Origin of the sequence: Nocardia sp. NPDC057455, assembly GCF_042802775.1 — a bacterium.
Classification (GTDB): domain Bacteria; phylum Actinomycetota; class Actinomycetes; order Mycobacteriales; family Mycobacteriaceae; genus Nocardia.
The window spans coordinates 1-13,153 of record NZ_JBHVDM010000059.1 but is presented as its reverse complement, the minus strand read 5'-3'; the positions used below and the strand labels follow the sequence as shown (position 1 = coordinate 13,153).

Sequence of the window (13,153 nt, the reverse complement as noted above, 5' to 3'; positions counted from 1 at the left end):
ATCGCGGGCGGCGCCGCCCGAATGGATGCGAGGATATCGCTCTCTCTATATCACTGTGCGGCTGAGGAGCACCGGCGAGCAGGCGCTACGCTCGTCGCGTGCTGCTTTCCGATCGTGACATCCGTGCGGAGATCGCCGCTGGGCGTCTCGGGGTCGAGCCACTGCTGGAGAACTTGATCCAGCCGTCGAGCATCGACGTGCGCCTGGACCGGATGTTCCGGGTGTTCAACAACACCCGCTACACCCACATCGATCCCGCGAAGCGGCAGGACGAGCTCACCAGCCTGGTCGAGCCGGCCGATGGTGAACCGTTCGTGTTGCACCCCGGCGAGTTCGTGCTCGGCTCCACCCTCGAGGTGTGCACGCTGCCGGACGATCTGGCCGGGCGGTTGGAGGGCAAGTCCAGTCTGGGCCGATTGGGGCTGCTGACCCACTCGACCGCGGGCTTCATCGATCCCGGGTTCAGCGGGCACATCACGCTGGAACTGTCCAATGTGGCCAACCTGCCGATCACGCTGTGGCCCGGTATGAAGATCGGCCAGCTGTGCCTGCTCAGGCTGACCAGCCCGGCCGAGCATCCGTACGGCAGTGCCGTGGCGGGCTCGAAATATCAGGGCCAGCGCGGACCGACTCCGTCGCGGTCCTACCTCAACTTCCCGCTTCCGGCCGCCGCGATCGACGCTGCCGAATCACGCTGACCGCCGGGTCCGCTTCGTCGACTGTGGGGGAGAAGCGGACCCGGCGGACGGCAGCGGGGATCTGATCGCGGAGGTGATCAGTCCCCGCCGCCCGCTCCCACCGCGAGCGCCGTAGTGAGGATGACGGACAGCGGTGGAAGCGTGTCACCGCGGCTCGGCGGGCTGACCCAGAAGCACCCTTCCCGGGTCCAGCGACCGAGACCGGTCGGCAACATCACGGCGCTGCCGATGGTGGGCAGGCCGATATCCAGCCGATTGAGCACCTCGAGCACCTGCGGTCCCGGTCGACTGTCGGGCTCGGCGAGGAAGCTCCATCGGATCTGCCTGGCCAACATGGGACCCCTCGTTCCCTGCTGTTCCAGTGAGGCGCGCACTTTTTCGGCACGCGCGGTCGGCAGGTGGACGACGCAGACGCGCCCGGTGACCGGTAGCATGACGAAACCGCCACGCTCGGTGACCGGCAATCCGAACTCGTGCCGATAGAACGCCACCCAATCGTCCACGGTCCTGAGCTTCTCGACATTCACGGCGAACTCCTTGCCTTCCGGCTCAATGGTCCCGGCCCGCAGCGTGATTGGGTATCGCCCGCCAGCCCGCTTACCGCTGCCCTTCCGCTGCCTTTGATACCGTTCGCATTTCACCTGTGGCCGCGCTCACAAACCGCTCGTACTCTGGAAGGGGTTCGTTCGGAAGGGATGGCACCGTGGTCAGGCATTGGTCAGGCAAAGAGGCCCGCGCCCTTCGCGATGCCAAGCGGATGAGCATCAGGGAATTCGCCGCCCATTTGGGTGTGCACGAACGTTTGGTATCGAAGTGGGAAGCCGGGGGCGTCCGAGTTCATCCACGTCCGATCAACCAAGCCGCTCTGGATACCTCACTGGCCAGGTCCGACGATGTGGTGCGGGCCCGGTTCGCGGCCTTGATCGATCAGCCCTCGAGCGATCGAGCCGCCCCGCCGGGATTCGAAACGCGCGCCGACGCCTCGGCGCGCGTCCATTATTCGAGTGACGCGGACCTTTTGGCTCTCATAGACGCCGGTGCGATGAGAGGTGTTGCGTTAGCAGCGATTTCGGAGAGGGATCTGATCATGGCGGCTGCCCACGAGGCCAGCGAGCACGCCGGCAAGGCCGAGAGCACCAATGTCGGTGCGAGCACTTTGGAACAGCTCGACGCGGATGTCGTGCGCATCGCGAACGACTACGTGCGTATTCCGCCGGTTCCGATGATGGTGGACATGGTGCGGGTGCGACGCCGGGTGTATCGGTTATTGGAAGGCCATCAGCGGCCCGCCGATACCGGTCATCTGTATCTCCTGGCGGGCACGCTGTCGGGTCTGCTCGCCAACGCGAGCACCGATCTGGGCCATTACGACGCGGCGGGGGAACAGATCCGGGCTGCCTGGGCCTACGCGGAGCTGTGCGGGCACAACGGCCTTCGAGCCTGGACCCGCGGCATGCACGCGCTGATCGAGTACTGGTCGCAGCGTCCTCGCCGGGCGGTGCAGCTCGCCCAGAGTGGGCAGGAATTCGCCGAGTCGGCGACCGCGCAGGTGCGACTGCTCAACATCGAGGCGCGCATCTGGTCGGCGCTGGGCAGCGCCGCGGACACCGATCGCTGCGTCCGTGCGGCCGACGACGCCCGCGAGATCGCCGCGACCGACACCTTGCACGACGAAGTGGGCGGTGTCTTCGGCTTCAACGACGCCAAGGCCAATTACTACGCCGGCGCCACCTATATCCACCTCGGGGAGGCGGAGCGCGCGCTCGGCGCCACGCAGCGGGCCATCGAGCTGTATTCGAACGGGCCTTCCGAACAGCGCTCCTACGGCGCGGAAGCCCTGGCCAGGGTCGACTGCGCGGCCGCCCACCTGATCAACGGCAGCCTGGACGGCGCCGCCGAGGCGCTGCAACCGGTACTCGGGCTCGATGAGGACAAGCGCATCGCGCAGCTCGAGGAGCGGCTGACCGATATGCGCAGGTGGATCGCGGCCCCGGCCTTCCGCGACTCGGTCGAGGCGCGCCGGTTGGACGAGCGGATCGAGGAATTCTGCGGCGCTACCGCGGCGAAGGACATCCCGCCGGTCGGCCCGGCCCAATGAGTGACGCGTCACATCCGCCGTGCCCGGGACGCCGTCGCGGGCACGGCGGCCCGGCACGACCTCGGAGTGACGGTTTATCCGGTTGCGACGGATGGCACCATGGGACGGGTGAGTCCTCATCATCCGCACCGCCCCCCGCGTGTTCTGGAGCAGTCCACGAAGCTGCAGAACGTCGTCTACGAGATCCGTGGACCGGTACACGCGCACGCGGCACGGCTGGAGGCCGAGGGCCACCGCATCCTCAAGCTCAATATCGGCAATCCCGCCCCGTTCGGGTTCGAGGCGCCGGACGTGATCATGCGCGACATCATCGCGGCACTTCCGTACGCCCAGGGCTACTCCGAGTCCAAGGGCATCCTGTCGGCGCGTCGCGCGATCGTCACCCGTTACGAACTCGTGCCCGGCTTCCCCGAGCTCGACGTGGACGGCGTCTACCTCGGCAACGGCGTCTCCGAGCTGATCACCATCACCATGCAGGCTCTGCTGGACAACGGCGACGAGGTGCTGATCCCGGCGCCGGACTACCCGCTGTGGACCGCGATGACCAGCCTGGCGGGCGGCACTCCCGTGCACTATCTGTGTGACGAGGCCAATGGCTGGCAACCCGATATCGCGGACATCGAATCGAAGATCACCGACCGCACCAAAGCGCTGCTGGTGATCAATCCGAACAACCCCACCGGCGCGGTGTACTCCGCCGAAGTGCTCCAGCAACTCGCCGACCTCGCGCGCAAACATCAGCTGTTGCTGCTCGCCGATGAGATCTACGACAAGATCCTCTACGACGACGCCAAACACATCTCGCTGGCCACCATGGCGCCCGACCTGCTGTGCTTGACCTTCAACGGGCTGTCCAAGGCCTACCGGGTCGCGGGTTACCGCTCGGGCTGGCTGGCGATCACCGGCCCGAAGGAGCACGCGGCCGGTTTCCTGGAGGGCATCGACCTGCTCGCCTCCTCGCGACTGTGCCCGAACGTGCCCGCGCAGCACGCGATTCAGGTCGCGCTCGGCGGTCATCAGAGCATCGAGGATCTGATCCTGCCCGGCGGCAGGCTGCTCGAACAGCGCGACGTCGCCTGGGAGCGGTTGAACATGATCCCCGGAGTGTCGTGTGTGAAGCCGAAGGGCGCGCTCTACGCGTTCCCGAAGCTGGATCCGAACGTGTACGAGATCCGCGACGACTCCAAGCTGATCCTGGATCTGCTCTTGCAGGAGAAGATCTTGATGGTGCAGGGCACCGGCTTCAACTGGCCGAACCACGACCATCTGCGGATCGTCACGCTGCCATGGGCCCGGGATCTCGCGGTCGCGATCGAACGCTTCGGCAACTTCCTCGCCAGCTATCGCCAGTAATGGGAAGTTGGCGGCGAACAATATAATCGCCCCGCTTCCGGCCCGTAAACAAACCTGATGTACGGATACATGTCGGGTTTGGCGACTAACTAGCGCAAAAGAAGTACTTTTGTGTACAGTGGTCCTCGGCACTCTGAGTGCCTGGTCGGATTGCCTACCCCCCCTGGGCACATCCGGCCTCGGGTTAGGCCGCCTACCCCCCTGGGCCGCCTGCCCTGCGGGCGGCGGAGACATCCCCCTGCTCTCCGCCGCCCCCTCTAAAACCCCCTTTCTTTTCCGATCGGATCGCTCTGGCCGTGTATCCACTGGGTTCGGTAACGCAGCGACGGTCTTGAAAATGAAATCCTTTAGGCTCGCTCCGGGCAGAACCAACATCTGACAGGTAGGAGCGCGGTGAGCGACCACCACCATCACCACGATCATTCGGGGCCGATCGCGATCGGCGCGACCGCGGCGCGGGTGGTCATCGGGCTACTCACCGTGATCGGGGTCGTCGTCGTCATCGCCGCGATCGTGCTGTGGCCGAGCAAGCAGCACATCGACATTCCGCTGCCGATGCAGAACGCGGGCGGCGGCGCGGTGCAGACCGAGGCGGGCACCGTGGTGCTGCAGGATGTCGGTCCGTGCGGCAGCCCGTCGCTGGGCAAGGTGTTCGTCGAAAAGCCCGAACCGCCGCGCAGCACCGCCTACGCCTGTCAGCGCAGCCTGATCGCGATCGAGTCCGGGCCGCACAAGGGCAACCACACGTTGCTGGAGATCGCCCCTGGCCCAGGACAACCCGACCTGCACGCCGGCGACGAACTGCGGTTGGTCCGCCAGACCGATCCGAGCGGCACGCCGCTGTACTCGTTCGAGGACTACTCACGCGGGCTGCCGCTCACGCTGATCTTTGTGGCTTTCGTGGTGGTGATCATCGCGGTGGCGCGCTGGCGCGGCGTCCGCGCGTTGCTGGGCCTGGTATTCGCCTTCGCGGTCTTGGTGCTGTTCCTGCTGCCCGCCTTGCTGGACGGCAAACCCGCGATTCCGGTCGCGTTGGTCGCGGGCTCCCTGATCCTCTACGCGGTGCTGTATCTGGCTCACGGGGTGAACCTGCGCACCAGTTCGGCGCTGCTCGGCACGCTGACCTCGATGCTGCTCGCCGCCGCGCTGTCCTGGCTCACCATCGAGATCACCCATCTCACCGGGCTTTCCGAGGAACAGAACACGAACGTCGCGACCTATATCGAGCACGTCAGCATCACCGGCCTGTTGCTGGCCGGGTTCATCATCGGTTCGCTCGGCGTGCTCAACGACGTCACGATCACCCAGGCGTCGACCGCGTTCGAGATGGCCGCCCTCGACGAATCGGCTTCCCGGCGCGAGGTTTTCGCCGCCGCAATGCGGGTGGGGCGCGACCACATCGCCAGTACCGTCTACACGCTGGTGCTGGCCTACGCCGGTGGGGCGCTGCCGCTGCTGCTGCTGTTCAGCGTGGCGGGGCGGTCGATCCGCGACGTGCTGACCGGTGACGCGGTGGCCATCGAGATCGCGCGCTCGGCGGTCGGCGGCATCGCGCTGGCGCTCTCGGTGCCGTTGACCACCGGCATCGCGGTGCTGCTGGCCCGGCCGTTCACGACCAAACAGCCCACCCCGCCCCCGCCTCCGCGCCGAGCCCGACACGCCAGGGCCTGACTTCGCCCGGCGGTCGCCCCGCTCAGCGCGGCGGCGGCGGGGGGAAGGGAAAGACCTCCGGCGGGATCGTGGGAACCACGATCGGCGGAAGGCCGGGCACCACTATGGTGTTCGGGCCGGGCGTCGGTGCCGCCTCGCTGGTGGTCTGCCGCCGGTTCGGCGGTGGCGCGGCGATCGATTCGTGCGCGGGCGACTCCGTGGTACCCGGCGCGACCGCGATCTGCGGATCCAAGCTGGTCGTGCGCGGTGCGGTGGTCGGCGTCAACGAGGGCGAGCCCTCGCTGGTGTGCGAATCCCGTTCCAGCACCTGCGGTCCGTAGCCGAGGCCGAGCCCGATCGCGGCGACCACGGCCAGCGCGCTGACCGTCAGCACCGCGCCGCTGATCTCGCGTCTGCCACGCTGGGCGGGGGCCGACAACCAGGCGGGCGACAGCTCGTCGTCCAGCGCGGCGCCCGCGGCGGGAGTCTCCTTGCGCACCGGTCTGGCCAGCAGCGCGGCGCCGCGGGCCATCACCGTCTCCGGGCTGTCCGGCACGACGACGGGCACGCCCATCCAGCGTTCGAGCACCTTGGCCACCAACGGGATCCGGGCGCAACCGCCGATGGCCAGCACACCGTGCACGGGGCGGTCCGAGCGCACGATCACGTCGCGTGCCATCCGCGCCGACGACTCGATGGCCAGCATGATCAACGATTCGAAGTTCTCCTGCGCGAGCAGGACCAATCCCTGCTCGCTCGGCAGTGCCACCGCGGTGTTGGTGGTCAGCTGCTCCTTGGCCTCCCGGCACAGCGCGTCCAAGGCGGCCAGACCCGCGGCGTTCGGCGGATGCGCGATCCGCCCCGAGGCGATCTGCTGCTCGCGGATCAACGAGTCGAGATAGTCACCGCTGATGTCGCTGGTGCGCTCGCTGTGGCGCACCTCGCGGGATTGGGTGTCGACCACGCTCACCGTCAGCCCCGAGCTGCCCAGGTCGTAGACGACCAGCGAGGAGATGCCCCGGATGTCGCCGGTGGCTTGCGCGAACTCGAGTGCCGCCGCGATCTCCGGCACGAGTTCGTAATTGGTCAGCTGCTGGCGCGCCATGGCGGCGCGAATGGCGCGGGCGTGCTGCTCACTGCGGTAGGCGATCGCGGTGGCGCCGATGCCCGGCGTGGCTTCCAGGGTGACCCCGATGGCTTCGGCCGCCAGCTCTTCCACGCTCTGGTCGACGACCGCAATAGTCTGCAGATCGAAAGAATGCGGGGAGACATGCCCGTGGGGGTTGTCGGCGTGTGGTCGCGCCATACGGACAGCGCCGGCCCCCACCGAAACTCCCAGTACCGAACTCATCAGCTGCCCATCTCGTTTCACACTGCACGACATGCGAGCCTGCGCCGTGCGTCGGCGGAGGGCCCGCTGGACGGACCCTACCGCCGGCGATCAGCTGTGCTTAAGGCAGGACTGGTCGTCTGTCTGGCAGTAGCCCGCCTCGACCCGCAACTCTACGGTGTGCCGAGTCCCGCGTACACCCATCCGGCTGCTCTCCAGGTGGCACGATTGAGACAGTTCCGGCCGTCGATGATCGAGCGGGCGCGCACCACTCCCGCCAGATCTTGCGGGCGCAGGGCGGTGAATTCGTCCCATTCGGTGAGCACGAGCACCACGTCGGCGCGTTCGCACGCCTCGGCGACCGAGGTCGCGTAGTTCAGGGTGGGGAACACCCGGCGCGAATTCTCCAGCGCCTTGGGATCGTAGACGGTCACCACCGCCCCGTGCAGCTGGATCATGCCGGCCACATTCAGCGCGGGTGAATCGCGGACGTCGTCGGACTCCGGCTTGAACGCCGCGCCGAGCACCGCGACGTTGGCCCCGAGCAGTGAGCCGCCGCAGGCGCGGGCGGCCATGTCGACCACCTTGGTTCGGCGGCGCATATTGATGTTGTCCACCTCGCGCAGGAAGGCGACGGCGTGATCGGCGCCGAGTTCGCCGGAGCGGGCCATGAACGCCCGGATGTCCTTCGGCAGACATCCGCCGCCGAAACCGAGGCCGGCGTTGAGGAATCGACGGCCGATGCGCGCGTCGTAGCCGAGCGCGTCGGCCAGCATGGTCACGTCGGCGCCGGTCGCCTCGCACACCTCCGATACCGCGTTGATGAACGAAATCTTCGTCGCCAGAAAAGCGTTCGCCGAGACCTTGACCAATTCGGCTGTGGCCAGGTCGGTCAGCAGGAACGGCACCTCGGCGGCGATGAGGTCGGCGTATATCTCGCGTACCAGCTCCTCCACCCATCCGGCGGCAGTGCGTTCCCGGTCGACGCCGAGGACCAGCCGGTCCGGCCGCAAGGTGTCCTTGACCGCGAAGCCTTCCCGGAGGAACTCCGGATTCCACGCCACCTCGACGTCGGTGGAACTCAGTGCGCGGGCGCGTGACCCGAGCGCGGCCGCCGTGCCGACCGGAACCGTCGACTTGCCGATGATCACCGAGGGACGTTCCAGTAGTGGGGCGAGCGTGTCCACCACCGCGTGCACGTACTTCAGGTCGGCGGCGTACTCGCCCTTCTTCTGCGGGGTGCCCACGCCGAGGAAATGCACTTCCGCGTGCGCGGCCGCCTCGGCGTAGGAGGTGGTGAACCGAAGGCGGCCCGCATCGAGGTTGCGACGCAGCACACCCTCCAGGCCCGGTTCGTAGAACGGCACCACTCCGTCGGACAGCTTCGCGACCTTGCCCGGGTCCACGTCCACTCCGATGACGTCGTGCCCGAGTTCGGCCATGCACGCCGCGTGCGTGGCCCCGAGATACCCGGTTCCGAAGACTGTGCATCGCATGATCGATTGGTAAGCCCCGCCGGTGGCCACGCCACGTCAGTGAGGCAAGGGTCGGGGCAACAGCAGATGTACATGCGGCGACATCCCCGGACCAGGTGCCCTGACCTGGCGTAACGGTGGCCGCGGCCCGGCTAGCATCGGCGTGGTGCGACGTCGTCGATTGGCCTGGAGCGTGCTCGGCGCCGGTCTGGCGGTGGTTGTCGCGACGGTCGCGCTGTGGCCGGTGTACGTGCGTCCGCGGACCGACCCGCTCGCGCCTGCGGACGCCGTTCTCGTCCTGGGCGGGGCGCATGACGGCCGCGAACAACTGGGCCTGCGCCTGGCGCGCGACGGGTACGCGCCCCGCGTGGTGTTCTCCGATCCCTATGAGAACAGCGTCATGCTGAACCGGATCTGCCACGGCGGCTACAGCTTCGAAGTCCTGTGCTTCGACCCGTCGCCGCGCACCACTCGCGGCGAGGGCCGGGAACTCGCCCGCCTCGCCCGCGCCCACAATTGGCGCCGAGTCATCGTCGTCACCTTCACTCCCCATATCTCCCGTGCCCGCTACATCCTGCGGAAGTGCTGGGACGGAGAACTCCTTTTCATCGACCCCGAACCCGATCTCTCCCTCCCCCGCTGGGCTTACGACTACGCCTATCAGTCCGTGGGCTACGCGAAAGCCTTCTTCGAAGACTGCTGATCGATTCGCTCTGCCACAGGACCGAATTGATAGCAAGTCGGTAACAACTGTGACTGACGTCTCGATCTTCTGTCTGTGTGCATCGACCGTCGGTGCGTGAATCCGGATGAGAGCAAGGGAAACTGCCGATGACCCAACAGCCCCCGTTCAGCCCGTACGGTCCCCCTCCGGGGCAGCAGCAGCCGCGCAAGAATCGGGCGCCGCTGTGGGTGTGGGTGGCGGCCGCGCTAGGTGGGCTCCTGGTGCTCGGCGCAATCGGCAGTGCGGTCGGAGGTGGCGGCAAGGACGATTCGACGTCGCAACGAGCCTCCGCGACGCCGGTGAGCCGAAGTGCTGTGATCACCTCCGCTACGTCCGCGGTGGCCGTGCCCGCTCCGGCGGCGCCCGTCGCTCCCGCGGCATCGACGACCCCTCCTCTTGCGCCGGCATCGCAACCGGCGGCTCCCCGCGCCGCTATGCCGAACGTCGTGTGCATGAACTTGCAGGATGCGCAAGACGCGATCCAGGCGGCAGGCGTCTTCTTCTCTCGATCCAAAGACGCGACCGGGAAGGGGCGCATGCAGGTGATGGACCGGAACTGGATCGTGGTGGCGCAGGCGCCCACACCCGGATCCTTGATCGGCGAAGGTGAGGCCGTGCTGTCGGTGGTCAAGATCGGCGAGCCGAGTTCCTGCGGCTGACCCCGCTCCTAGTGTGCCGATCGGTAGCCGGGCTCGCGATGCGGGCCCGGCTGTCGGCGGCTCTGGTCCTCCTGGCGGAGAATCTGCGGGCGTGTGACGTCAGTTTGACTCGCTGAGAGAAGCGGCCGTACATTCTGTCTCGTGGTGGCGGGATATTCGCCACGGAAGCAACGGTGCACACCCCTCTGGGAGGGCAGATGGATTACGACTGGTCAGCGGAGGATCTGGCGTTCCGCGACGAGGTGCGCGAATTCCTCGCCGCGAAGCTGACGCCGGAATTGCGGCAGGCCGGGCGCTTGGCGACGAGCGTGTATCCCGACCACGAGGCGAGCATGCGATGGCAGCACATCCTGCACGAGCGCGGCTGGGCGGCGCCGGCCTGGCCGGTGGAACACGGCGGATGCGACTGGAGCCTGACCCAGCACTACATCTTCCAGCGAGAATCGGCGCTGGCCGGTGCGCCCGCGCTGTCGCCGATGGGCATCAGGATGGTGGCGCCCGCGATCATCGCGTTCGGCACCGAGGAGCAGAAGGCGTTCTATCTGCCGCGCATTCTCACCGGCGAGGTCTTCTTCTGCCAGGGCTATTCCGAGCCCGAGGCCGGATCGGACCTGGCCGCGCTCGCCATGGCCGCCGTCGACGACGGCGAGGATTTCGTGTGCACCGGCAGCAAGATCTGGACCACCCACGCCACCGAGGCGAACTGGATCTTCTGTCTCGTGCGCACCTCGCGCACGGGTAAGAAACAGCAGGGCATCACGTTCCTGCTGATCGACATGACCGCGCCGGGCATCGAGATCCGGCCGTTGGTGATGACCTCGGGCGAGCAGGTGCAGAACCAGGTCTTCTTCGACAACGTGCGGGTGCCCAAGACCAATGTGCTCGGCCGGATCGACGACGGGTGGACCGTCGCGAAGTATCTGCTGGTGCACGAGCGCGGCGGAGCGGCGTCGCCCTGGCTGCAGGTCATGGCCCAGGACATCGCCACCAACGCCGCGCAGCAGCCCGGCCCGGACGGCAACCCGCTGATCGACGACCGCGCGTTCGCGGCGAAGCTGGCGGATCTGCGGATCCGCACCGAGGTGCTCGAGGTCCTGGAATATCGCACCCTCTCCGCGATGGCGCAGGGTAAGAATCCGGGTCCCGCGTCCTCCATACTCAAGATTCTCGGCACCGAACTCAGCCAGAAGCTCACCGAGCTGGCGCTGGAAGCCGCGGGACCGCGCGGTCGCGTCTATCAGCCGCACGCCACCAAACCGGGCGGCCCGATCGCACAGTTCACGCCACCTGCCGACGGTTACCACAGTGGCGCGGACTGGCAGGCCGTCGCGCCGCTGAAGTACTTCAACGACCGCGCGGGCTCGATCTACGCGGGCAGCAACGAGATTCAGCGAAACATCCTCGCCAAAGCAGCATTGGGGCTCTGATGGACTTCACGCTTACCGACGAGCAGGAAATGCTCCGCTCCGCGATCGCCGGATACCTCGGCGCCCGTTACGACCTGGAGAAGAGCCGCGCCGCGGCGAAATCGGAGTCGGGTTGGCAGCCTGCCGTCTGGCGCGGGTTCGCCGACGAACTGGGCATTCTCGGCGCGACCCTGCCCGAGCGGGTGGACGGCACCGGCGGCGGTCCCGTGGAGCTCATGGTGATCGCCGAGGAACTCGGCCGCGCGCTGGTGGTCGAGCCGTTCGTGGACACCGTCGTGATCGGCGCCGGGCTGCTCGAGCGGTCCGGCGGAGAGCAGGCCGATGCCGTGCTGCGCCGGATCGTGTCCGGTGACGCGCTCATCGCGTTCGCCGGGCTGGAACCGACATCGGGACACGCGCTCAACGACATATCGACCACCGCCCGCCGCGACGGCGACGCCTGGGTGCTCGACGGCGCGAAGACGGTGGTGACCAGTGCCCCGCTGGCCACCGACCTGCTGATCACCGCGCGCACGGCCGGCGAACGGCGCGACGAGGCGGGCATCTCGCTGTTCCGGCTCGAATTCGACGCTTCGGAGCCCCCGGCCGGCGTCGACGTGCATACCTATCGCACCATCGATGACCGGACCGCGTCCGATCTCGTGTTCACCGGCTTGCGCCTGCCCGCCGACGCGCTGCTGGGCACGGAATCGGACGGCTGGACCGTCATCGAACCGACCATCGCGGAGGCGACCGCGGCGATCTGCGCCGAGGCGGTCGGCTGCATGCGCAAAGTGCTCGCCGACACCATCGACTACGCCAAGCAGCGCGAGCAGTTCGGTCAGCCGATCGGCAGTTTCCAGGCATTGCAGCACCGCATGGTCGATATGTACATCGAACTCGAACAGGCCATCGCGGCGGTCCATCTGGCCGTCCATTCGCTGCGGGCACCCGCCGAGGACCGCGCCCGCGCCGTCTCGGCGGCGAAGGTCACCGTCGCCAGGGCGGCGCGGTTCATCGGGCAGAACGCCGTGCAGCTGCACGGTGCGATGGGCATGACCGAAGAGCTGGCCATCGGCCACTACTTCAAGCGGCTCACCGTGGTCGAGCACGAATTCGGTTCCAGCGACGAACATCTCGCCCGGTACGCCGCGCTGACCCGGCCGTAGTCCGGTGCCGGGCCGGGGTGACCACTCCGGCCCGGCACCGACTTCCGCGCGTGCTGAGCCCTTGCCCGCTGCTCGCTGTACCGACCGGTGACCGAGTCAGCTCGTCCCGAGCCGCCGATGCGGCTGACCGGTGATATCCGCGATCGTCTGATAGTCGCTGTCGACGTGCAGAACGGTCGCCCCGTGCACCTCGGCGGTCGCCGAGCGGATCAAATCCGGGATCGGCAGGCGATGCGCGCCTCGGGCAGCGAGAAGACCCTGGACTTCCAATGCCCGGTCCATCGCTTCTTCCGTTACCGGAAGCCAGACCAAAGACTTCTGACCGGCGATCTTGGCGAGGTAATCGGCATGAGACCGAGCCGAGTAACCGATCTCGAGAGCGGTGAGATGGCAACCGGCGACAAGTGCGCCAGGCGCGCTGGTCACCTCGGCGAAGTCGGCGGCAGCGACCTCGTCGCGTAGCACCCACTCCAAGGCCGATCCCACGTCTTCTCCTTCAGATACCAACGAGTCGCGCCGCACATACCGGCGGCAGCCCGAAACGACTCGGCCGGGTCCCATCTCTGGACCCGGCCGATGTCGGTGTGGAGT

The 13,153-nt window shown here is 67.5% G+C and carries 12 protein-coding genes; 8 read left to right on the top strand and 4 right to left on the bottom strand.

Translation table 11 applies throughout. The annotated features are described in order from the left end of the window. Nucleotides 1–98: 98 nt before the first annotated feature. The gene (gene dcd / locus ACFU5M_RS22590) at nt 99–698 is read left to right on the top strand and encodes a dCTP deaminase (protein ID WP_379052387.1); all 600 of its coding nucleotides are present in this window, start codon (nt 99–101) and stop codon (nt 696–698) included. A gap of 77 nt (nt 699–775) precedes the next feature. On the opposite strand, the gene ACFU5M_RS22585 is transcribed toward dcd, so the two are convergent. After that, entirely contained in the window at nt 776–1,225 is a 450-nt protein-coding gene (locus ACFU5M_RS22585; RefSeq protein ID WP_379052385.1) for a hypothetical protein, read from the bottom strand. Nucleotides 1,226–1,785: 560 nt separating this feature from the next. Here ACFU5M_RS22585 and ACFU5M_RS22580 point away from each other — a divergent pair. The 3 genes from ACFU5M_RS22580 (at nt 1,786) to ACFU5M_RS22570 (ending at nt 5,820) form a co-directional block, all read left to right on the top strand. After that, complete coding sequence (locus ACFU5M_RS22580) at nt 1,786–2,796, top strand: XRE family transcriptional regulator (protein WP_379052383.1); 1,011 nt, start codon at nt 1,786–1,788, stop codon at nt 2,794–2,796. A 99-nt stretch (nt 2,797–2,895) separates the two neighbouring features. Further along, nucleotides 2,896–4,149: a pyridoxal phosphate-dependent aminotransferase gene (locus tag ACFU5M_RS22575; RefSeq protein ID WP_379052382.1), complete on the top strand. Its 1,254-nt coding sequence runs from the start codon at nt 2,896–2,898 to the stop codon at nt 4,147–4,149. A 393-nt stretch (nt 4,150–4,542) separates the two neighbouring features. Further along, nucleotides 4,543–5,820: a YibE/F family protein gene (locus tag ACFU5M_RS22570; RefSeq protein ID WP_379052380.1), complete on the top strand. Its 1,278-nt coding sequence runs from the start codon at nt 4,543–4,545 to the stop codon at nt 5,818–5,820. A gap of 22 nt (nt 5,821–5,842) precedes the next feature. Here ACFU5M_RS22570 and ACFU5M_RS22565 read toward each other — a convergent pair whose 3' ends face one another. Both ACFU5M_RS22565 and ACFU5M_RS22560 read right to left on the bottom strand, forming a co-directional pair. Then, entirely contained in the window at nt 5,843–7,150 is a 1,308-nt protein-coding gene (locus ACFU5M_RS22565) for an Hsp70 family protein (protein ID WP_379052379.1), read from the bottom strand. Between the two features lie 152 nt (nt 7,151–7,302). Next, complete coding sequence (locus ACFU5M_RS22560) at nt 7,303–8,625, bottom strand: UDP-glucose dehydrogenase family protein (RefSeq protein ID WP_379052378.1); 1,323 nt, start codon at nt 8,623–8,625, stop codon at nt 7,303–7,305. A gap of 145 nt (nt 8,626–8,770) precedes the next feature. On the opposite strand from ACFU5M_RS22560, the gene ACFU5M_RS22555 reads away from it, so the two are divergent. From ACFU5M_RS22555 to ACFU5M_RS22540, 4 genes are all read left to right on the top strand, one after another. Continuing rightward, nucleotides 8,771–9,307, top strand: a complete 537-nt coding sequence (locus tag ACFU5M_RS22555; protein WP_379052376.1) for a YdcF family protein — start codon at nt 8,771–8,773, stop codon at nt 9,305–9,307. Between the two features lie 473 nt (nt 9,308–9,780). Further along, on the top strand, nt 9,781–9,987 hold the full coding sequence (locus tag ACFU5M_RS22550) for a calcium-binding protein (RefSeq protein WP_379052374.1): 207 nt from the start codon (nt 9,781–9,783) through the stop codon (nt 9,985–9,987). Nucleotides 9,988–10,184: 197 nt separating this feature from the next. After that, nucleotides 10,185–11,414 (top strand): acyl-CoA dehydrogenase family protein, encoded by a 1,230-nt coding sequence (locus ACFU5M_RS22545; RefSeq protein ID WP_379052373.1) that lies wholly within the window; start codon nt 10,185–10,187, stop codon nt 11,412–11,414. Further along, nucleotides 11,414–12,562: an acyl-CoA dehydrogenase family protein gene (locus tag ACFU5M_RS22540; RefSeq protein WP_379052371.1), complete on the top strand. Its 1,149-nt coding sequence runs from the start codon at nt 11,414–11,416 to the stop codon at nt 12,560–12,562. The genes ACFU5M_RS22545 and ACFU5M_RS22540 overlap by 1 nt, the downstream gene beginning before the upstream one ends. A 96-nt stretch (nt 12,563–12,658) precedes the next feature. On the opposite strand, the gene ACFU5M_RS22535 is transcribed toward ACFU5M_RS22540, so the two are convergent. Next, on the bottom strand, nt 12,659–13,048 hold the full coding sequence (locus ACFU5M_RS22535; protein WP_379052370.1) for a PIN domain-containing protein: 390 nt from the start codon (nt 13,046–13,048) through the stop codon (nt 12,659–12,661). Nucleotides 13,049–13,153 lie beyond the last annotated feature (105 nt).